We start from the raw sequence: 18,438 nt of genomic DNA, 5'->3' as shown, positions 1-18,438 counted from the left end.
ACGCCACGAGGGCCGCAACTGCAAGATCGGCGGACGGGGTGGCGGCTTTGCCGCTGAACAGCCCACCCTCAGGGAGCGCCGTCCCGAATCCTGGGCAGGTGTTCCGATTGCCGGGAGGGCAGATAGATCTTGGTGCGAACAGGCCCTCCTGGGGGCCAACCCGTACCAAGATCTCGACCGGACCCGCCTCGCGCGCGGCGGAGGGGGTCAGCGGAGGGTGGAGATGGAGAAGAGGGCGCCGGACGGGTCGCGCAGGGCGGCGCTGCGGCCGGCCGGGTTGTCGCGCGGCGGGACCAGGATGGTGCCGCCCAGCTCGGCGGCCCGCGCGGCAGTGACGTCGGCGTCCTCCACCGCGAAGTAGACGGCCCAGTACGCGGGCAGGTCCTCCGGCATCGGCTCGGCCCGGGGCAGCATCCCGGCGACGATCCGGGCGCCGCAGCGCCATCCGGTGTACGGCACCGGCCCGGCGGGACGTTCCTCCGGGTGCCAGCCGAAGACCAGCGCGTAGAACTCCTTGGCGTTCTCCGGATCGGGGGTGACCAGCTCGTTCCAGCACATCGCGCCGGGTGCGTTGAACAGTTCGGCCCCGCGCATCGCCATCGGCTGCCAGACGCTGAACACCGCGCCCGCCGGGTCGGCGAGCACCGCCATCCGGCCCTGCGTGGCGACGTCGAACGGGGAGACCACCACCTGCCCACCGGCCGCCTCCACCCGGGTCGCGACCAGGTCGGCGTCGTCGGTGGCCACGTACATCGACCAGACCGGCACCTGGTCCGGCGTGGCCGGCGGGCCGGCCCCGGCGACGGCCTTGCCGTTCTTCTGGAAGACGGTGTAGCCGCCCGCTTCCGGCTCGGGGGAGATCTGCCCGGTCCAGCCGAACAGCTCGGGGTAGAACCGTCGCGCGTCCTCCAGCCCCGGCGTGGCCAGGTCGGTCCAGCAGGGTGTGCCGGGCTCGACGCCGTTCACGGTGACCCCTCTCGCCGGGGACGGTCCCGCTGACCCGCCCTGTCGGCATCGTGGCACCGCCGGGTCGGCCACCGGGCCGGAACCGGACAAAAGGTCAGGTGAAGCGGCGTCCCTCGTCCCGCCGGTACGCCCAGCCGGCGGCCGCGGCGAGCACCAGCACCCAGACTCCCAGCATCACCAGCGACAGGGTGCCGGGCCGGAAGTCGGTCACCGCCGCCCAGATCAGTTCCACCGCGCCCCGGGTCGGCAGGTAGGGGGCGATCGCCTTGATGAAGCCGGGCGCGTCGTCCGGCCCGGAGAGCAGGCCGCCGCCGAACGCCAGCGGGAAGAAGATCACCTGCGCCACCACGATCGCCGCCTTGCTCGGCAGCGCGTAGCCGATCGCCAGGCCGAGCAGCGTGAACGGCACCGAGATCACCGCTACCGCGCCGAGCCCGAGCAGGAACTGCAGCGCGCTGACCCGGGCCTCGGTGGCCACCGCGGCGATCACCACTACCGGGATCATCGACACGTACGTCAGCACCAGCCCGGCCAGGATCCGCCCGGTGAGTCGCGGGGCCGGTCCGGTCGGCAGGGTCCGGGTGTACGGGTTCCAGGGCTGGTCGCGGTCCTCGGCGACACCCACGCCGTACTGGAAGATGTTGGCGCTCATCACCGCGAACGTCACCATGGCGGCGGTGGCGTAGGTGGCGCCGGTGGGGTCGTCGCCGGCGAACGGCACCACGAAGAAGAGCATCGCGGCCGCGGGGAAGAAGGCGCTGCCCACCACCGCCACCGGAATCCGGATGATCTCCAGGAGGTGGTAGCGGGCGTGGACGAGGGCGAGCGGCACGACTGTCTCCTAGGCGGGGGTGGGCGCGGGCCGGTCGCCGGCCGTGATGGCGAGGAACGCCTCCTCCAGCGAGGTGGGCCGGACCTCCAGGTCGCGGAACGCCACCCCGGCGGTGACCAGGTCGCGGACGAGCTGGTCGGCGTCGGTGGTGAGCAGGTGCACCCGCCCGTCGGCGCGTTCGGTGGCGACCACCCCGGGCAGCGTCGGCAGGTCGTCGGCGACCAGGCTGACCCGGCGTACGCCGACCATCCCGCGGATCGCCGCCACCGAGTCGTCGGCCAGCACCCGCCCGTGGCCGATCACCACGACGCGCTGCGCGAGCGCCTCCACCTCCTCCAGGTAGTGGCTGCTCAGCAGCACGGCGCCGCCGTCGGCGTGGAAGCCGCGGATCGCGTCCCAGAGCGCGTGCCGCGCCTCCACGTCGAGGCCGGTGGTCGGCTCGTCCAGCACCACCAGCCGGGGACGGCCGACGAACGCCAGCGCCACCGCCAGCCGGCGACGCTGGCCGCCGGAGAGGCCGCCGGTCTGCCGGCGTACCTGGTCGGCGAGGCCGAACCGGTCGAGCAGTTCGCCCCGGGGCACCGGGTCGGGGAAGTGCGCGGAGACGAAGTCGACCACCTCGCCGACCCGCAGCGTGCCGGGCAGGCCGGTCTCCTGCGGCGTGACGCCGAGCTGCCGCCGGCTCGCCGGGTCACGCGGGTCGCCGCCGCACAGCTCGACCCGGCCGCCGCTCGGGCGGCGCAGCCCGACCAGCAGGTTGATCAGGGTGCTCTTGCCGGCGCCGTTCGGGCCGAGCAGGCCGACCAGCTCCCCGGCCCGGACGGTCAGGTCGACCCGGTCCAGGGCCAGCACGTCGCCGTAGCGGCGACTGACCTGTTCGGCGCGGGCCAGGATCATCCGGGGCTCCTCGGGCGGCGGAAGGGTGCTCGTGCACTCCCTGTCTACCGTGCCGGGGCAACCGTCGCCGCCCCCTGTGGAACTGCGCACATCCCCTAGGCTGGTGGCGCCGTCGAGGACGGTGGAAGTTCCGACCGGACACTGGGGAGGGTCCGTGACCAGTCCGAGCAGGAATCTCGCGGTGCAGCCGGAGGCGTTGACGGCGTTCGCCGCCGCCTCCCGGGACCGGGCCGGCCAGTTCCGTGAGCTGCACCGGCTGTTCCGCGACGGCCACGTGGCCCGGCACGCGTTCGGCGTGATGCCCGCGTCGTTCAGTCTCGCCGCCGCGTACGAGCAGCAGTTCGAGGCGTGCCTGGCAGGGCTGGAGGACGGCGCCGAGGTGATGGCGACGATCGCCGAAGGGCTCCGCGACACCGCCGAGGCGTACACCGGCACGGACGTGGCGAACACCGACATGTTCCAGCCGGGCGCCTGAGGGGGCGGGATGAGCACCGAGGCGCTGCAGCGCAACAAGACCTACTTCGAGCAGATCGTGTCGGGCACGCCCGACCCGTTCAAGCCGCTCTCGAACGCCGTGCTGTGGCCGTTCGAGCAGCTGCTGGAACTGGTCGCCGGCGAGCCGGACGATCTGATGCGGGCGGCCCAGCTCGCGCTGACCACCGGCGACGCGGTCCGGCGGATCGCCGGCGACCAGGTCGCCGACCGGGCCCGGCTGCGCGGCGCCTGGGACGGCGACGCGGCGGACAAGTTCCACGCCTCGATGGAGTCGATCGAGGAGGCGATGGAGGAACTGGCCAAGGGGCTGGACGGCACCAAGGAGGTGCTGGTCGACGCCGCCAATGCCGCTGTCGACGCGTTCAACCTGCTGGTCGAGCTGATCCTGGAGTTCCTGCTCTGGTTCCTGACCGAGGTCATCATCGCCGCGGTGGCGGCAGTGCTGAGCGCCGGGGTGAGCCTGGCCGCCACAGTGGTACGGGTGCTGGCCCGGCTCGCCACCACCGTCGGCCGCATGGTCAAGATCGTGGCGCGGTTCGCGGAGATCCTCACGAAGCTCGCCACCAAGCTCCAGAAGGTCGCCGAGCTGCTCATGCGCTACCGCCAGGTGGTGCTGGAGCTCCGCAAGGCCAAGAAGGCGTACGGCGCGTTCAGTAAGGCCGGCTACACCAGGGAGGCGGTGCTGTTCAAGGCCAAACGCGCCGCCATCCTGTTCCCGGGCAAGTTCGCCATCAACCAGGCGTCACCGGTGAACATCCCCGGTATCGGCGGCGCCCTGCTCGACACCGGCATGGGGCTGCACGACATCTCCGACGGGCGCAAGGACCGCAACTACCTGGTGGACGGCACGTACCGCGAGGATCTCGGCCCGTACACAAAGGGCGTGCAGAACGTGTTCGACTCGATCGTGAACTGAGAGGCACCCATGACGTTCCCGGCCCTGGACCGGATCGAGGCGCTGGCCCGCAACCTGGACGGGTGGCAGCGCGAACTCGGCGCGCGGATGGCCGAGCTGGAGCAGAGCAGCGCCCAGGGGGTCAGCGACTCCGGCCTGGTCACCGTGGTGGCCGCCGCCGACGGCAAGATCCTCTCCACCGATATCAACGCGCGGGCCATGCGGTTCGACTCGTACACGCTGGCCGAGGAGATCACCGCCGCGGCGAACCGGGCGCAGGAGGCCGCCGCCGCCCGGGTACGCGAGATCGTCGGCGAGGTGATGGGCAACGCCCCGGCGGCGGAGCGCCGTACCGACGACGGCTACGGCGACGGCCGATACTGAGCCGATGGACGAGACCAGATACCGCGACCCGATCGACCGGCTCGTCGAGCCGGGCGAGCGCGTGCTGGCCCACGCCAAGGCCGACGTCGGCCAGGGCCTCGCTCCGGCGCCGCCGCCCGAACCGGAGTCCACTGCCGAGCCGGGTCGGCGGACGCTCGGCTCGGTGCTGCTGAACGTCCTCCTGCCGCTCGCCACCTGGGACCGCGGCGACCGGCTGGTCGATGCGATCGGCTGGGGGATCGCCGGCCGTGGCGAGCCCGGCTCGGCCGCCTCCCGCCTGCACCGCGCGCTCCGCCCGGCCCGGCCCGACCTCCAGGTCCGGGAGACGCTGCTCGCGGTCACCGACCGGCGGCTGCTGGTCTGCCGTACCGGCGGGGTCAAGCTGCTGGCCGGGCGCGAGGCCGAGGAACGCGCGCTGGCCGAGACGTCGGTGGCGTGGTCGGCCGCGCGTGCGGAGGTCGCCTCGGCCCGGGTCGGGTGGCACCGGCTCAACCCGAAGCGGCTGCGGATCGACTTCACCGACGGTTCCTGGCTGTCGTTCACCGTGCCGATCGCCGACTCCGGCCGGCCGCTGCGCGAGGTCGCCGCCGCGTTGAGCACCTGACCGGGCCCGCTCGCCGGGCCGCGACCAGGGGCCGGGCCGCAGCAGCCCGCCCAGGTCAGGTGGCCAGCGGCGCGGGCAGCGGCTCGCGGTGCAGCACGGCCAGGCGGGAGACCGCCCGGGTCAGCACCACGTAGAGGCGGTGCAGCCCACGCGGCTCCGCGGCCACGATCGCGGCCGGCTCGACGACCACCACGTGGTCGTACTCCAGGCCCTTGACCAGCGTCGCCGGGACCACTGTGACGCGCGCCGCGGCCTCGACGTCGTCGGCCGTCGCGGTTGCGACGCCCGCGTCGGCGAGCGCCGCGCGCAGCCGGTCCACCGCGTCGTCCGCGGCGATCACACCGACCGAGCCGTCGTGCGCGAGCGCCGCCCGCACCTCGGCCACCGTCGCGGCCGCCAGGTCCTCGGCGGTACGCACATCCAGCGCGCCGTCGTGGCGAAGCGAGCGGGCCGGGGGTACGTCGACGGCGAGCGCCGGCAGCAACCGGTTCGCGAACGCCACCACTGCCGCCGGCACCCGGAAGCCCACGCTCAGCGGCACCACAGCGGCGTCCGGCTTGCCCAGGTGGGCCAGCGACTCCCGCCAGTCAGTCGCGGCCCACGGCGCGGTGCCCTGGGCGAGGTCGCCGAGAAGCGTGATCGAGCCGTGCTCGCTGCGCCGGGCGATGGCGCGGCACTGCATCGGGGAGAGGTCCTGCGCCTCGTCCACCACCACGTGCCCGAAGCCGGCGGGCCGTTCCAGCAGCCCGGCCACCTCGTCGATGAGCACCGCGTCGGCGGCGGTCCACCGGGTCGCCTTCGCGGTGCGCGCGGGCTTGCCGGACCGGAACAGCTCCTGCTCCTCGGGCGTGAGCAGGCCGTCCGCGGCGGCGGCGAGCGCGTCGGCGTCGGTGCGCAGCCGGTGCAGCAGCCCGTCCGGGGTGAGCGCCGGCCAGACCGCGTCGAGCAGGTCGGTGACCGGCTTGATCCGGCTCATCCGCCGCAGCCAGGCGTCGCTCGGCGACTCCGCCCGGCGCGCCTCCGCCTGGCGTTGCAGCAGTCCCACCACCCGCGCCCGGACCCGTTCCCGGCCGGTGGCGTAGGGCAGCCCTTCCTGGCGCGTCTCGGTGACCAGCCGGTGCAGCGGGTCGAGCCCGATCCGCCACCGGTACGAGCCGTCCGACACCATGATCGGCTCGGTGGGCGTACCGATGTGGGCCTCGACGGCCCGGCGCAGCACCTCGGCCATCCGGACGTCGTGCTTGAGCGCGGCGGCGGCCGGATCGTCGACCGCGCGGACCGGGACCCGCGCGACCAGGTCCTCCACGGTGGCCTGCTCGACCTCGACCTCACCGAGCGCGGGGAGCACCGCCGCGATGTACGACAGGAACGCCCGGTTCGGCCCGACGATCAGCACTCCCGAGCGGCGCAGTCGTTCCCGGTGCAGGTAGAGCAGGTACGCGGCGCGGTGCAGCCCGACCGCTGTCTTCCCGGTGCCGGGCGCGCCCTGCACGCAGATCGAGTCGGCCAGGTCGGCCCGGACCAGTTCGTCCTGCTCCGGCTGGATGGTGGCGACGATGTCGCGCATCGGGCCGACGCGGGGGCGCTCGATCTCGGCGGTGAGGATGCGGCTGGCGGTGCCGAGTTCCTCGCCCCGGTCCAGGTGCTCGTCCTCGAAGCTGGTCAGCACGCCCGCGCTGAACCCGAACCGGCGGCGTACGGCGACGCCCTGCGGGTCACGCGCGCTGGCCCGGTAGAACGACCGGGACACCGGGGCCCGCCAGTCCAGCACCAGCGGCTCGCCCAGCTCGTCGGTGACGTGCCGCCGCCCGACGTGGTAGTCCCGCCCGGCGTGGTCCGGGTCCGTCTCCCCGAAGTCGAGGCGGCCGAAGAACAGCGGCGTGGTCGGGTCGTCGGCCAGCTCCTTGACCCGCCGGGCCATGTGCCGGCCGAGCTGCTCGGCGGTGTACGAGTCACCGGCCACCTTGTCGCCGGTGGCGAAGAGCGCCTCGGCGCGTTCCCGCATCCGTTTCAGCGCGACTCGGGAGGCGTCGAGGTGGGCACGTTCGGCGGTCAGCTCGGCGTCGAGGTCGGGCGTGGCGTCACGTTCGGGCGTGGTGTCAAGTTCGGTTGCGGGCACTGTGAACTCCGATGGCTCAACTGAGGCTCGCTCGCGTGTCCGGGGCGGTTGGCCTGCTCCCGGCGCGGGGACGTCCGCTGCGGTGCATGCTCACCGCGGCCGTCGGGCGGCCATCCACGCTACGGCCATCCAGCCGCCCGCACCACCGATTTTTCCTGCCGAGCGTGTCACTCGACCGACCCGGCTCTTAATAATATTCTTAAGTTCGGGGGTGAGAAGTGGAGTGGGAAATTCTGATGACCGGGCAGGTCGAGGACTTCCTCGATGAGCTCTACGCTGCCGACCGTGAGTCGCACCGCCTGGTGAACCAGGCAATCCTGGTGCTGGAACGCAACGGTCCCATCGAGGGGCGCCCGCTGGTCGACAGCATCACCGCATCTCGCCTCAGTAACCTCAAGGAGCTGCGGCCTCCCTCTGCCGGGCGCACCGAGATCAGGATTCTCTTCGTCTTCGACCCGTGGCGCTCCGCGGTTCTGCTGGTCGCCGGCGACAAGTCGGGGCAGTGGACGCGCTGGTACCGGGATGCCATTCCGGAGGCGGAGCAGCTCTACGACACCTATCTCAAGGAGCGGCAGGAGGAGATTCGATGAGCGGCGTCAAGCGGTGGCGTGACACCTCGCACCTGGGCCGGGCGGTGGAGACCGCCGGTGGTGTGCAGGCATTCGAGGCCGCGATCGGTGGCATGCTCGACGAGGCCCGCGGGTGGCGTCTCGCGGAGCTGCGCAAGCGGCGCGAGATGACTCAGGAGCAGGTCGCGTTGAGGATGGGTGTGTCGGTCGCGCGGGTGTCGCAGATCGAGGCGGGCAGTGTCGCGACCCAGGACGTGCTCGCGCGATACATCGCCGCTCTCGGCGGCACGCTCAAGCTGATCGCCGATTTCGGCGACGAGCAGCTCAAGGTCGCCTGAGTCGACGGGCTCCACCCTGCGTGTCCAGGTGTCGGCGGCGCGGGATCATTGGGGCATGACCGAGGCGCGGCCCGAGCAGCGCCGAGTGACGATCAGCGACCCGCAGGTGATGCGGGCGCTGGCTCACCCGGCCCGTATGGCGATCATGGAACATCTCGGCACGCTGGAGGGCGGTGCGACGGCCACCGAGTGCGCCGAGATCGCCGGGCTGTCGCCGAGCGCGACCAGCTACCACCTGCGTGAGCTGGCGAAGTTCGGGCTGATCCGGCAGGCGCCCGGCCGGGGGGACGCGCGGGAGCGGGTGTGGCAGGCGGTGAATCCGTCGTTCCACGTCGAGGTGGGGCCGGATGCCGAACCGGAGGCACGCGCCGCCGAGGCGGCCCTGGTCGAGGCGCACATGGTCCGCGACGCCCAGCGGGTCCGGGACTGGTTGCGCCGCGCGCCGGACGAGTCGCCGGAGTGGTACGCGGCGACCTGGTTCAGCGACAGCGTGCTGCTGGTGACCGCCGAGGAGTTGAGCGAGTTGAACCAGGCGATCCAGGCGCTGATGGAGCCGTACCGGCGGCGGCATCGGGCCGATCCACCCGCCGGGGTCCGTGCGGTGGCGGCTCAGTACCGGGCGATGCCCATCGACTGAGGGGTTGCGCGCACCAGGTGTGAAGGATTATTTTCGAAGTATGTCCTTCGCATCTGGCTCCTCGTGCTGGCCGGACGTCTGGCTCGCGGCCACCGCGCGTGGCATCTCCAGTTGCGGGAACTTCCTGGTCACCAGCGCCCTCACGCTCGCGCTCCAGTCCGCCGGGGCCGGTGGGCTCGCCGTCTCCGGGCTGCTGCTCGCCGCGACGCTGCCGCTGGTCGCGCTCGCGCCGCTGACCGGTCGTCTCGCCGACCGGGTGGACAGCCGGGTGCTGCTGATCGCGACCGGGCTCGGTCAGGGGGCGACCTGCCTGGCGCTCGCCTACGCACCGGGTCCGGCGCTGGTGATCGCCCTGGTGGCACTTCTGGCCACCGGCCTCGCGGTCTCCCAGCCGGTGATCTCCGCGCTGGTGCCGGTGATGGTGCGGCCGGAGGACCTGCCCCGGGCCGGCGCGCTCAACCAGACCGCCGGCACACTCGGCGCGCTCGCCGGACCGGCGTTGGCCGGGCTCCTGGTCGGCCAGTTCGGCACCCGGGTACCGCTGCTCCTCGGCGCGCTCAGCTATCTCTCCCTGGTGGCGGCCGGGCTGCTCGTCCGTACCCGAAGGGGTGGCCGCCGGGTGACCGTCGGCGCCGCCGCGGCGGTCGCGCCCCCGTGGCGGTTCCGGCGCGACCCGCTGCTGACGGTGATGGTCGGCAGCGTGGCCGCGGTGATCGGCGCGGTCGGGGCGGTGAACGTGATCGAGGTCTTCTTCATCCGGGAGACGCTCGGCAGCAGCGCCACCGTGTACGGGCTGGTCACCGGCTCGTGGACGCTCGGCATCGTGCTCGGCGCGTGGCTGTTCGCCCGGGTCGCCCGCCGGCTCGCCGACGACGGCGCGCTGCTCGGCGCCGGGCTGGTGCTGCTCGGCGGATGCTGCCTGGCGGTGCTCGTGTCGGCGGCGGTGCCCTCGGCGTGGCTGCTCGTGCCGATCTGGTTGCTGGGCGGGGTCGGTAACGGCGGCGACAACGTCTTCAACAACCTCCTGCTGGCCCGGCGGGTGCCGGAGGCGACCCGGGGCCGGGCGTTCGCGGTCTTCGGCGCGGCGGCACAGGGCGCCGCGATGGGCGGCTACCTGGTCGGGGGCCTGCTGCTGGAGGTGGCCGGCCCGCGCACGCTGATCGCCGGCTGCGGCGTGGCCGGCCTGCTGGTGGTGGCGGCGCTGGCCGGGCCGGTCCGCCGGGCGGTACGCGCCGAGCGCGCCGTCGTCCCCGCCGCAGCCGTGGCGGCGGAGGCCGCGTGAGCTGGTGTTAAGAAGGGCCCCTTCCGCTACCGGAGGCGTTAACAAGGGGCCCTTCCTTACCGCCGGGTGCGGGGTTCACCACTCCATCGGATCCCCCGGCGGCGGGGGAGAGGTCGCGGCGATACGGTCGGGTCATGGCCGATCGCATCGCCCGCCCCCGGGTGGGGCACATCCAGTTCCTCAACTGCCTGCCCATCTACTGGGGGCTGATGCGGTCCGGCGCGCTCATCGACGTCGACCTGCACAAGGACTCGCCGGACCGGCTCAGCGCCGACCTGGTCGCCGGTGACCTCGACATCGGCCCGATCACGCTCGTGGAGTTCCTCAAGCACGCCGACGACCTGCTGCTCCTGCCCGACCTGGCGGTCGGCAGCGACGGGCCGGTGCTCTCGGTGAACATGGTGTCCACCCGCCCGCTGGGCGAGCTGGACGGCGCCCGGGTCGCGCTCGGCTCGACGTCGCGTACCGGGGTGCTGCTGGCCCAGCTGCTGCTCGCCGAGCGGCACGGGGTGCGGCCGGAGTACTTCCGCTGCCCGCCGGACCTGACCCAGATGCTGCTGGAGGCCGACGCCGGGGTGCTGATCGGCGACGTGGCGCTGCGCGCGCTGTACGAGGCGCCCGCCAAGGGCCTCGAGGTGACCGACCTGGGTCAGGCGTGGCACGACTGGACCGGACTGCCAATGGTCTTCGCCGTCTGGGCGGTACGCCGTGACTTCGCCGCCGCCCACCCCGGCCTGGTCAAGGAGGTGCACGAGGCGTTCCTGCGCTCGCGTGACCTGTGCCTGGCCGAGCTGGACCAGGTGGCGGAGGCGGCGGCCCGCTGGGAGACGTTCGACGCGGACACGCTCGCCACGTACTTCCGGGCGCTGGACTTCTCGCTCGGTGAGCGGCAGGTGGCCGGGCTGCGCGAGTTCGCCCGCCGGGCGGCCGCGTACGGGGAGGTGCCGGCGCTGCCGGCCGACGGTCCGGAGTTCTTCCAGGGCTGAGCGTGCGGCCCGGCTGCCGACCCCGCGGTGGGCGGCCGGGCGGATCAGGTGGCCGGGCGCAGCAGCGCCTTGGTGATCCGTTCGCAGGCGTCCATGCCGTACTCCCAGCCGCCCTCGACACCGAACGGGCTGCGGACCATCACGCCCATCGTCCACGTCTCGCCGATGGCGAGGCAGTTGACGTGGTACTCCTTTTCCTTGTCCCGGTCGATCCACCCGTTCTTGATGGCGATCTTCTTCTGCTGGGCGGCCGGGAACGCCTTGCGGATGCCGAAGTCACCGGGGGCGCGTACCTGGCGCATCTCGTTGAGCAGCCACTTGGTCCACTTCGGCCCCGCCGCGCGGCCGTCGTCGATGCAGAGCCCGAGCCGGGCGGTGTCCCGGGGGGACAGCTCGGTGCGGCTCCAGCCGCCGTCGTCGGCGACCGCGCTGTCGGTGAGCTTGCAGATCGAGATGAGCCGCTCGATCGAGTCGGAACCGCCCACGCTCTCGTAGAACTCCTGGGCGCGGGTGTTGTCGCTGTCGCGAATGATCTTCGTGGCGTCGGCCAGCTTCGCCTCGCTCGGCGTCCTGCCGTCCTCGGCGCGCAGGCGCAGGTAGTCGGCCACCACCCAGGACTTGATCAGCGAAGCGGTCGTGCTGGTCTCGTCCATGTTCGCCGAACCGATGATCTTTCCGGTGCGCTTGTCCAGCACGGACCAGGCGTACCAGCCCTTGATCTTCAGGCTGTCCAGGTTCTTCTCCTGGAACGGCAGCGGGGTGAGCGCCGGTGAGGGGGCGACGCGCGGCGCGTTGCGGTCGACCGGTTGCCGGGCGGACCGCTCGTTGGTCGGCTCGGGGTGCGAGCTTGCGGTGGCCTCCAGCGGCGAGCCGGGGATCACCCGCAGGGAGAGGCCGAGCAGTCCGAGGAGAACCACTGCCAGGGCGCTGAACGCCAGCGGGCGGCGATGGCTGCCGGGTCGACGCCGGGCGCCGGCCATCAGAGCTTCCCGGCCGGCTGTTGCGGCACCTTGAGCGCGGCGCCGGGCTGCGGCGTCACGAGCTGGGTGGCGACGCTGGCGCACATCTTCGCGCCGTACGACAGGCCGGCCCTGGCCGGGTAGCGCATCATGACCGAGAGACTCCACTTGTCGGTGAACGCCAAGCAGCTGACGTGCCAGTTGCCGTCGTAGGCGAGCCGCGTCCAGCCGTTCTTCATGTGCACCGGGCCCTGCGCCTTGATCGTCGCGGGCAGGCCGTCGATGATGCCCCACCGGCCGCCGCCGGAGCGCTCCTCCTGCTGCTTGACGCTGCCGGCCACCTTGGTCATTTCGCTGAGCAGCCACTTCGTCCACTTGGGCCCGGCGGCGCGGCCGTCGGCGATGCAGTCGCCGAGGCGAACGGCGTCCCGGGGGGACATCTCGGTGAAGCTCCACCAGCCTTCGTAGTCGGGCACGTCGCCGGGCCTGGTGTCGGTCAGGCCGCAGATCCGGATCGCGCGCGCGATGACCGGGTCCGGCTTGCCGCCCGGCTGCGGGCGGTAGGAGCCGCCGGCCGCCCGGTAGACCCGGTTGGCGCCGTCGTCGTCGCTGTCCCGGATCGCCAGGATCGCCGCCTTCTTCAGGTCGTCGCTCGGCTCCTTCTCGCCGAGCTGGCGCAGGTAGTCCGCGACGATCCAGGCCTTGAGCATCGACTCGGTGGAGCTGGTCTGGTTCATGTTCTTCGCGCCGGTGACGGTGCCCGTCTCGCGGTCCATCAGTGCCCAGGAGAAGAACTCGCCCTCGAACTTCACCGAGACCGGCGCGTCGGCGAGCGTCGGCGGTGCGGGGGCGGTCGGGCTCGGCGCCGGGACCTGTCCACCGCCGCCGATGCCGCCCTCGCCGCTGCCGCCGGCGAACTTGGCGTACGCGGCGGGCACCAGCATGACGCCACCGACGAGGACCGCCACGATGGCGAGCACCATGGTCACGCGAGGTCGCATGAGTGGTGAACTCCAGATGTATGGCCGGGGGGACCGGCGCTTCCGCAGGTTTCGCTCCGGTCGCCACAAGGCCGGGGGACGTTGGCCTGAACGGTGACGATCTTGGAGCCGAACGGCTTGCCGGGGGAAGTCTACTTCCGGACTGTCGATATGCCAGGTCTCGACACCCGCCGACTTGGTGGGAAGGGCGGGTTATTGACGTGCTTTGCCAGCCTTGGGAGGTTTCACCTTCATCGAGTGATCGACATCACAGTCACTCTCCGATTGCTGGCGATGACGGCAGGCGCTTGTCCGGTCGTGGAAGGCGGCTCGCGAATGCTGTTACACCCTCTGGTGTCAATCGTGCCGAGCTGTAACACTAGCTACATGTATGGCAATGACTTCGCTCCGCCGGAGGACGCTCCGGGCGGCGGCCTGCTCGGCGAAGTGGAGGCCGCGGAGGCGGCGCTGCGCGAAGCGGCGGCGCGTGCGCGGCGCGGCGGTCCGGCGCCGGGCGAGGACGTCGAGGCGTACTTCGCCGACGTCATCGACGCGGACCAGAAGATCGAGCCCCGCGACTGGATGCCCGAGGCGTACCGCAGGACGCTGATCCGGCAGATCGCGCAGCACGCGCACTCCGAGATCATCGGCATGCAGCCGGAGGGCAACTGGATCAGCCGGGCGCCGTCGCTCAAGCGCAAGGCGATCCTGCTGGCGAAGGTGCAGGACGAGGCCGGCCACGGCCTCTACCTCTACGCGGCGGCCGAGACGCTCGGGATCAGCCGCGACGAGCTGGTGGACCTGCTGCTCGACGGGCGGCAGAAGTACAGCTCGATCTTCAACTACCCGACGCTGACCTGGGCCGACGTCGGCGCGATCGGCTGGCTCGTGGACGGCGCGGCGATCGTCAACCAGGTGCCGCTGTGCCGCTGCTCCTACGGCCCGTACGCCCGGGCGATGATCCGGGTCTGCAAGGAGGAGTCGTTCCACCAGCGGCAGGGCTACGAGATCCTGCACACGCTGGCGCACGGCACCGAGGCGCAGAAGGCGATGGCGCAGGACGCGGTGGACCGCTGGTGGTACCCGTCACTTGCCATGTTCGGCCCGCCGGACGGCGACTCGACGCACAGCGCCCAGTCGATGGCCTGGAAGATCAAGCGCTTCTCCAACGACGAGCTGCGCCAGCGCTTCGTCGACATGTGCGTCGGCCAGGCGGAGGTGCTCGGCCTCACCCTGCCCGACCCGGACCTGCGCTGGAACGACGAGCGCCAGGCGTACGACTACACCCAGCCCGACTACGACGAGCTGATGCGGGTCATCAAGGGCAACGGGCCGTGCAACAGGGAGCGCATGGCGCACCGGCGCAAGGCGCACGCCGACGGCGCGTGGGTACGGGAGGCCGCCGCGGCGTACGCCGCGAAGCGGTCAGATCGAAAGGAGCCGGTGGCGGCATGAGCAGCTCGTCCTCTCCCCTCTGGGAGGTCTTCGTGCGGGCCCGCCGTGGCCTGTCGCACACCCACGTCGGCAGCCTGCACGCCCCCGACGCCGAGCTGGCCCTGCGCAACGCCCGGGACCTCTACACCCGCCGCCAGGAGGGCGTATCCATCTGGGTGGTGCCGGCGAGCGCGATCACCGCGTCCAGCCCGGACGAGAAGGACTCGTTCTTCGACCCGGCCGCCGACAAGGTCTACCGGCACCCCACCTTCTACGAGGTCCCCGAAGGGGCGGCGCACCTATGAGCCGGTTCGACTTCACGCTCGCCATCGGCGACGACGCGCTCATCGCGGCGCAGCGCCTCGGCGAGTGGACCTCCCGCGCGCCGGAGATGGAAGAGGACATCGCGCTCGCGAACATCGCCCTCGACCAGCTCGGCGCGGCGCGGCTGCTGCTCACGTACGCGGGCGAGCTGGAGGGCGCCGGCCGCGACGAGGACGACCTGGCCTACCTGCGCGACGACCGCGAGTTCCGCAACTGCCTGCTGGTCGAGCTGCCGAACGGCGACTTCGGCGTGACCATGGCGAAGCTGTTCTTCCTGGCCGCGTACCAGGTGCCGCTCTACACGGCGCTGGCCGGCTGCGCGGACGAACGGCTCGCGGCGGTCGGCGCCAAGGCGCGCAAGGAGTCGGCGTACCACCTGGACCACGCGGCGCTGTGGGTGAAGCGGCTCGGCGACGGCACCGAGGAGTCGCACCGGCGCATGCAGGACGCGGTCGACGAGGTGTGGCCGTACGTCCACGAGCTGTTCAACCCGGATCCGGCGGCGCCGGTCGACCCGTCCACCCTTCGGGCCGACTTCGACGCCACTGTGGCCGCCGTGCTGGACGAGGCGACGCTCACCCGCCCGGAGACGGGCTGGACGCCCGGTGGTGGCCGGGACGGCCTGCACACCGAGCACCTCTCGTACCTGCTCGCCGAGATGCAGGTGCTGCACCGCGCCCACCCCGGAGCGAGCTGGTGACAAGCGCGAGGAACGCCGCGGCGGCGGTGGTGGACCCGGAGATCCGGGTCATCACCATCGACGAGCTGGGCATCCTGCGCGCCGTCGACGAGGAGCCCGGCACCGGCCGGGTCGTCGTCACCATCACCCCCACCTACACCGGCTGCCCGGCCATGGACGTGATCCGGGCGGACATCCGCCGGGCGCTGGCCGCCGCCGGGCATCCGGACGCCGAGGTCCGCACCGTCTACCACCCGGCGTGGAGCACCGACTGGATCTCCGACACCGGGCGGGCCAAGCTCGCCGCCGCCGGCATCGCCCCGCCCGCGCCGCGCGGCGACGACACCGTGGTGCCGCTGACGCTGGCCGTACGCTGCCCGCGCTGCGGGTCGCCGGAGACCACCCAGATCAGCCGCTTCGGCTCGACCGCGTGCAAGGCGCTGTGGCGCTGCCGCTCCTGTTCCGAACCCTTCGACCACCTGAAGGCGCTGTGACTGTCACCATCACGCGGCCGGTTCGCCGCCGGCCGGTCTTCCACCCGCTGCCCGTGGCCGCCGTGGACCGGCTCACCGACGACTCGGTGTCGATCACGTTCGCGGTGCCGGAGGAGCTGCGCGAGACGTTCGCGTTCTCCGCCGGGCAGCACCTCACCGTCCGCCGCCCGGCCGACGCCGACGGCGGGGAGGTGCGGCGGTCGTACTCGATCTGCTCCACCCCCGACGAGCTGGCCCGGCACGGCCGGTTGCGGGTCGGGGTGCGTGAGGTGCCGGGCGGGGCGTTCTCCGCGTACGCCTGCGGCGCGCTGCGTGGCGGCGACACCGTCGAGGTGCTGCCGCCGCTGGGCCACTTCACCTCCGCGTTCACCCCGGACCGGGTCCGCCGGTACGGCGCGGTGGTCGCCGGTTCCGGCATCACCCCGGTCCTCGGCCTGGCCGCGACCGCGCTGGCGACCGAGCCGCGCAGCACGTTCACGCTGGTGTACGGCAACCGCACGGCGAACTCGGTGATGTTCGCCGAGGAGCTGGCGGACCTGAAGGACCGCTATCCGACCCGGCTGCACCTGGTGCACGTGCTGTCCCGGGAGATGGGCGAGTCGGCGCTGCTGTCGGGGCGGATCGACGCCGACCGGCTGACCCGGCTGCTCGACACCGTCGTACCGGGGGACGAGATCGAGGAGTGGTTCCTCTGCGGCCCGTACGGGATGGTGGTGGACGCCAAGGCGGTGCTGGCCGGTCGTGGCGTGCCGGACGCGGCGGTGCACACCGAGCTGTTCCACGTCGACGCCCTGCCGGAGCCGGTCCGGCGTGAGGTCGAGCGGCCCGGCGCGGGCACCGACGTGACGATCGTGCTGGACGGGCGCTCGTCCAGTTTCACGATGGGCCGGGACGAGCGGGTGCTGGACGCGGCGCTGCGGGTGCGCGGCGAGCTGCCGTACGCCTGCAAGGGCGGGGTGTGCTCGACCTGCCGGGCCAAGGTGACGTCCGGCGAGGTGACGATGGCGCGCAACTACGCGCTGGAGCCGGACGAGGTGGCCGCCGGTTACGTACTGACCTGTCAGTCGAGTCCGGTAACCGACGAGCTGACCGTCGACTACGACGCCTAGCGGCGCCGCCGCTCAGATCACCACGGGCGGTGCCGTGGCGGCGCGGCCACGGGCCCGGCTGACGTGGCCGCGCCACCCGCCGACGAGCGCGAACAGGGTCCATCCCGCCGCGCCGAACACGAGCATGCCCCGCTTTCCGTCCGGGTCCACGTCCCGCGCGTCGGTCAGTTCCACCTCATCACGCGGGTCGACGAGCACAGTCAGCCGCTGGCCCACCCGGTAGCCGGGGGAACTGCCCCGGTAGACCAGCGGCTCGTCCAGCCGGCCGGCGTCGCCCTGGAGGGCGAACTCGTGCCGCTTGCCGGCCGTCTGCACGTCGGTGATGGTCACCTGCTGGGCGACGCCGCGCTCCCGGAGCACCGACTCGGGGGCGAGCTGGACGGCGCCCACCAGCACGAACAGGGCCGGCAGCACCGACAGGAGGGTCAGCCACCAGCCCCGGTGCAGCAGGCGCAGGCCGACCGCGAAGGCGAGGCAGCCGACCAGGCCGACGGAGATCGGCACCGCGATCGGGAGTCCCACGGTGAGGTGGCCGACCGCCGCGGTCACGACGATCACGGCGAGGCCGAAGCCGACGAGCACGGCGGTCATCGTGAGGGACCAGAGGGCGGAGCGGGCGCCGGCCACGCGTACGGGGGTGGGCGGGGGCGATACGACTGACACGCCGAGAGCGTAGACGGGCGACGCCAGCGCTCCGCTTCCCGCGGTGGCGCTTCGGGTCGACCACCATCCGTGACGGGTAGAACGTTACGTTCTACACTTGCCTGATGGAGCAGATCGCCGTCCGGGAGCTGAACCAGCACACCAGCCGGGTGCTGGCGCGGGTGCGCGCCGGTGAGACGGTCGAGGTGACCGATCGGGGTGAGCCGATCGCCCGCCTGGTCCCGGTGCTGGCCGGCGACGCGCTTCTCGGCCGGTTGGTGGCCGAGGGCCGGGCCACGGCCCCGACCACGACCGGCCCGGTCCCGATGCCGCCGGTGCTCGGGGATCCCACGGTGGACGCCGCGGCCGCGCTGGTCGAGGCACGCGACGAGGAGCGTTGGTGATCTACCTCGACTCGGCGGCGGTCATCAAGATGCTGCGGCGGGAGGCGGAGACGCCGGATCTGCTCGGCTGGCTGAACGAGCGCGCCGGCACCGCGCTGGTGTCGTCGGCTCTCGTCGAGGTGGAGGTGCCGCGGGCGTTGCGTCGTGCCGCTCCACAGGCGCTGGTGGGTGTCCCCTCGGTGCTGGGACGTCTCTACCGGGTCGAGATCGACGCCACGGTCCGTGCGACGGCGGGCGCGTATCCGGAGCCGATGCTGCGCAGCCTGGACGCCGTCCACCTCGCCACCGCCGAGGTCCTGGCCCGGCAGGCGGCGGCCGAGTTCGTCGCGTTCGTCACGTACGACAAGCGGCTGCTGGAGGCGGCCAGGGCGATCGGGCTGCCGGTGGCCAGTCCGGGGATGCCCTGACC

At 72.6% G+C, this 18,438-nt stretch carries 23 protein-coding genes; 16 read left to right on the top strand and 7 right to left on the bottom strand.

Annotated elements, in window-relative coordinates:
- Positions 1-207: 207 nt before the first annotated feature.
- The 3 genes from KBX43_RS12050 to KBX43_RS12040 form a co-directional block, all read right to left on the bottom strand.
- On the bottom strand, positions 208-966 hold the full coding sequence (locus KBX43_RS12050) for a VOC family protein (protein ID WP_210871003.1): 759 nt from the start codon (positions 964-966) through the stop codon (positions 208-210).
- Positions 967-1,060: 94 nt separating this feature from the next.
- Complete coding sequence (locus KBX43_RS12045) at positions 1,061-1,798, bottom strand: ABC transporter permease (RefSeq protein ID WP_043327358.1); 738 nt, start codon at positions 1,796-1,798, stop codon at positions 1,061-1,063.
- 9 nt (positions 1,799-1,807) lie between these two features.
- Positions 1,808-2,695, bottom strand: coding sequence for an ABC transporter ATP-binding protein (locus tag KBX43_RS12040; protein WP_043327355.1), 888 nt, complete (start codon positions 2,693-2,695; stop codon positions 1,808-1,810).
- Positions 2,696-2,849: 154 nt separating this feature from the next.
- Between KBX43_RS12040 and KBX43_RS12035 the strand changes: the two genes are divergently transcribed.
- The 4 genes from KBX43_RS12035 to KBX43_RS12020 are packed head-to-tail and all read left to right on the top strand — an operon-like array spanning position 2,850 to position 5,073.
- Entirely contained in the window at positions 2,850-3,170 is a 321-nt protein-coding gene (locus KBX43_RS12035; protein WP_064448420.1) for a type VII secretion target, read from the top strand.
- 9 nt (positions 3,171-3,179) lie between these two features.
- Positions 3,180-4,106, top strand: a complete 927-nt coding sequence (locus KBX43_RS12030) for a WXG100 family type VII secretion target (RefSeq protein ID WP_043327351.1) — start codon at positions 3,180-3,182, stop codon at positions 4,104-4,106.
- A 9-nt stretch (positions 4,107-4,115) separates the two neighbouring features.
- Entirely contained in the window at positions 4,116-4,469 is a 354-nt protein-coding gene (locus KBX43_RS12025) for a YbaB/EbfC family nucleoid-associated protein (RefSeq protein WP_043327350.1), read from the top strand.
- A gap of 4 nt (positions 4,470-4,473) precedes the next feature.
- Positions 4,474-5,073 carry a hypothetical protein gene (locus KBX43_RS12020; RefSeq protein WP_069088829.1) on the top strand — a complete coding sequence of 200 codons (600 nt, stop codon included), beginning with the start codon at positions 4,474-4,476 and terminating at the stop codon, positions 5,071-5,073.
- Positions 5,074-5,128: 55 nt separating this feature from the next.
- Here the strand turns inward: KBX43_RS12020 and KBX43_RS12015 are convergent, their stop codons facing one another.
- On the bottom strand, positions 5,129-7,192 hold the full coding sequence (locus KBX43_RS12015) for an AAA family ATPase (protein ID WP_069088830.1): 2,064 nt from the start codon (positions 7,190-7,192) through the stop codon (positions 5,129-5,131).
- Between the two features lie 236 nt (positions 7,193-7,428).
- Between KBX43_RS12015 and KBX43_RS12010 the strand changes: the two genes are divergently transcribed.
- The 5 genes from KBX43_RS12010 (at position 7,429) to KBX43_RS11990 (ending at position 11,004) form a co-directional block, all read left to right on the top strand.
- On the top strand, positions 7,429-7,782 hold the full coding sequence (locus KBX43_RS12010) for a type II toxin-antitoxin system RelE/ParE family toxin (RefSeq protein WP_043330725.1): 354 nt from the start codon (positions 7,429-7,431) through the stop codon (positions 7,780-7,782).
- On the top strand, positions 7,779-8,099 hold the full coding sequence (locus tag KBX43_RS12005) for a helix-turn-helix transcriptional regulator (protein ID WP_043327344.1): 321 nt from the start codon (positions 7,779-7,781) through the stop codon (positions 8,097-8,099). Before KBX43_RS12010 ends, KBX43_RS12005 begins: the two co-directional genes overlap by 4 nt.
- Positions 8,100-8,154: 55 nt before the next feature.
- Positions 8,155-8,736 (top strand): helix-turn-helix transcriptional regulator, encoded by a 582-nt coding sequence (locus tag KBX43_RS12000; protein WP_043327342.1) that lies wholly within the window; start codon positions 8,155-8,157, stop codon positions 8,734-8,736.
- A gap of 40 nt (positions 8,737-8,776) precedes the next feature.
- Positions 8,777-10,018 (top strand): MFS transporter, encoded by a 1,242-nt coding sequence (locus KBX43_RS11995; protein ID WP_210884422.1) that lies wholly within the window; start codon positions 8,777-8,779, stop codon positions 10,016-10,018.
- A gap of 134 nt (positions 10,019-10,152) precedes the next feature.
- Positions 10,153-11,004 (top strand): menaquinone biosynthetic enzyme MqnA/MqnD family protein, encoded by an 852-nt coding sequence (locus KBX43_RS11990; RefSeq protein WP_030500756.1) that lies wholly within the window; start codon positions 10,153-10,155, stop codon positions 11,002-11,004.
- Positions 11,005-11,048: 44 nt separating this feature from the next.
- Here the strand turns inward: KBX43_RS11990 and KBX43_RS11985 are convergent, their stop codons facing one another.
- Together KBX43_RS11985 and KBX43_RS11980 are read right to left on the bottom strand one after the other, a co-directional pair.
- Positions 11,049-11,984, bottom strand: a complete 936-nt coding sequence (locus KBX43_RS11985; protein WP_187693541.1) for a hypothetical protein — start codon at positions 11,982-11,984, stop codon at positions 11,049-11,051.
- Positions 11,984-12,964 carry a hypothetical protein gene (locus KBX43_RS11980; protein WP_043327335.1) on the bottom strand — a complete coding sequence of 327 codons (981 nt, stop codon included), beginning with the start codon at positions 12,962-12,964 and terminating at the stop codon, positions 11,984-11,986. The genes KBX43_RS11985 and KBX43_RS11980 overlap by 1 nt, the downstream gene beginning before the upstream one ends.
- A gap of 366 nt (positions 12,965-13,330) precedes the next feature.
- Here KBX43_RS11980 and paaA point away from each other — a divergent pair, with 366 nt between their 5' ends.
- From paaA to paaE, 5 genes are read left to right on the top strand one after another with little or no spacing between them, the layout of a single operon-like run.
- Positions 13,331-14,398: a 1,2-phenylacetyl-CoA epoxidase subunit PaaA gene (gene paaA / locus KBX43_RS11975; RefSeq protein WP_043327333.1), complete on the top strand. Its 1,068-nt coding sequence runs from the start codon at positions 13,331-13,333 to the stop codon at positions 14,396-14,398.
- A complete protein-coding gene (gene paaB / locus KBX43_RS11970) occupies positions 14,395-14,682 on the top strand; it encodes a 1,2-phenylacetyl-CoA epoxidase subunit PaaB (RefSeq protein ID WP_064448426.1) in 288 nt (95 codons plus the stop codon). The genes paaA and paaB overlap by 4 nt, the downstream gene beginning before the upstream one ends.
- The gene (gene paaC / locus KBX43_RS11965; protein WP_210884420.1) at positions 14,679-15,401 is read left to right on the top strand and encodes a 1,2-phenylacetyl-CoA epoxidase subunit PaaC; all 723 of its coding nucleotides are present in this window, start codon (positions 14,679-14,681) and stop codon (positions 15,399-15,401) included. Before paaB ends, paaC begins: the two co-directional genes overlap by 4 nt.
- Positions 15,398-15,874, top strand: coding sequence for a 1,2-phenylacetyl-CoA epoxidase subunit PaaD (gene paaD / locus KBX43_RS11960; RefSeq protein WP_113972200.1), 477 nt, complete (start codon positions 15,398-15,400; stop codon positions 15,872-15,874). The genes paaC and paaD overlap by 4 nt, the downstream gene beginning before the upstream one ends.
- Positions 15,871-16,983: a 1,2-phenylacetyl-CoA epoxidase subunit PaaE gene (gene paaE, locus KBX43_RS11955; protein WP_210884416.1), complete on the top strand. Its 1,113-nt coding sequence runs from the start codon at positions 15,871-15,873 to the stop codon at positions 16,981-16,983. The genes paaD and paaE overlap by 4 nt, the downstream gene beginning before the upstream one ends.
- Positions 16,984-16,995: 12 nt before the next feature.
- On the opposite strand, the gene KBX43_RS11950 is transcribed toward paaE, so the two are convergent.
- On the bottom strand, positions 16,996-17,646 hold the full coding sequence (locus tag KBX43_RS11950) for a hypothetical protein (protein ID WP_307851507.1): 651 nt from the start codon (positions 17,644-17,646) through the stop codon (positions 16,996-16,998).
- A gap of 104 nt (positions 17,647-17,750) precedes the next feature.
- Between KBX43_RS11950 and KBX43_RS11945 the strand changes: the two genes are divergently transcribed.
- Positions 17,751-18,029 (top strand): type II toxin-antitoxin system Phd/YefM family antitoxin, encoded by a 279-nt coding sequence (locus KBX43_RS11945; RefSeq protein ID WP_013283593.1) that lies wholly within the window; start codon positions 17,751-17,753, stop codon positions 18,027-18,029.
- On the top strand, positions 18,026-18,436 hold the full coding sequence (locus KBX43_RS11940) for a type II toxin-antitoxin system VapC family toxin (protein WP_043327321.1): 411 nt from the start codon (positions 18,026-18,028) through the stop codon (positions 18,434-18,436). Before KBX43_RS11945 ends, KBX43_RS11940 begins: the two co-directional genes overlap by 4 nt.
- Positions 18,437-18,438: the final 2 nt, after the last annotated feature.

The organism is Micromonospora sp. C41, assembly GCF_018070485.1.
GTDB lineage: Bacteria > Actinomycetota > Actinomycetes > Mycobacteriales > Micromonosporaceae > Micromonospora > Micromonospora chalcea.
This window is presented reverse-complemented; position numbering and strand designations above follow the sequence as displayed.

Coding starts and splice junctions, on each gene's coding strand:
- KBX43_RS12040 (WP_043327355.1), bottom strand. CDS start 2,695: ATGATCCTGGCCCGCGCCGAACAGGTCAGTCGCCGCTACGGCGACGTG.
- KBX43_RS12030 (WP_043327351.1), top strand. CDS start 3,180: ATGAGCACCGAGGCGCTGCAGCGCAACAAGACCTACTTCGAGCAGATC.
- KBX43_RS12025 (WP_043327350.1), top strand. CDS start 4,116: ATGACGTTCCCGGCCCTGGACCGGATCGAGGCGCTGGCCCGCAACCTG.
- KBX43_RS12020 (WP_069088829.1), top strand. CDS start 4,474: ATGGACGAGACCAGATACCGCGACCCGATCGACCGGCTCGTCGAGCCG.
- KBX43_RS12010 (WP_043330725.1), top strand. CDS start 7,429: ATGACCGGGCAGGTCGAGGACTTCCTCGATGAGCTCTACGCTGCCGAC.
- KBX43_RS12005 (WP_043327344.1), top strand. CDS start 7,779: ATGAGCGGCGTCAAGCGGTGGCGTGACACCTCGCACCTGGGCCGGGCG.
- KBX43_RS12000 (WP_043327342.1), top strand. CDS start 8,155: ATGACCGAGGCGCGGCCCGAGCAGCGCCGAGTGACGATCAGCGACCCG.
- KBX43_RS11995 (WP_210884422.1), top strand. CDS start 8,777: ATGTCCTTCGCATCTGGCTCCTCGTGCTGGCCGGACGTCTGGCTCGCG.
- KBX43_RS11990 (WP_030500756.1), top strand. CDS start 10,153: ATGGCCGATCGCATCGCCCGCCCCCGGGTGGGGCACATCCAGTTCCTC.
- KBX43_RS11985 (WP_187693541.1), bottom strand. CDS start 11,984: ATGGCCGGCGCCCGGCGTCGACCCGGCAGCCATCGCCGCCCGCTGGCG.
- KBX43_RS11980 (WP_043327335.1), bottom strand. CDS start 12,964: ATGCGACCTCGCGTGACCATGGTGCTCGCCATCGTGGCGGTCCTCGTC.
- paaA (WP_043327333.1), top strand. CDS start 13,331: ATGTATGGCAATGACTTCGCTCCGCCGGAGGACGCTCCGGGCGGCGGC.
- paaB (WP_064448426.1), top strand. CDS start 14,395: ATGAGCAGCTCGTCCTCTCCCCTCTGGGAGGTCTTCGTGCGGGCCCGC.
- paaC (WP_210884420.1), top strand. CDS start 14,679: ATGAGCCGGTTCGACTTCACGCTCGCCATCGGCGACGACGCGCTCATC.
- KBX43_RS11945 (WP_013283593.1), top strand. CDS start 17,751: ATGGAGCAGATCGCCGTCCGGGAGCTGAACCAGCACACCAGCCGGGTG.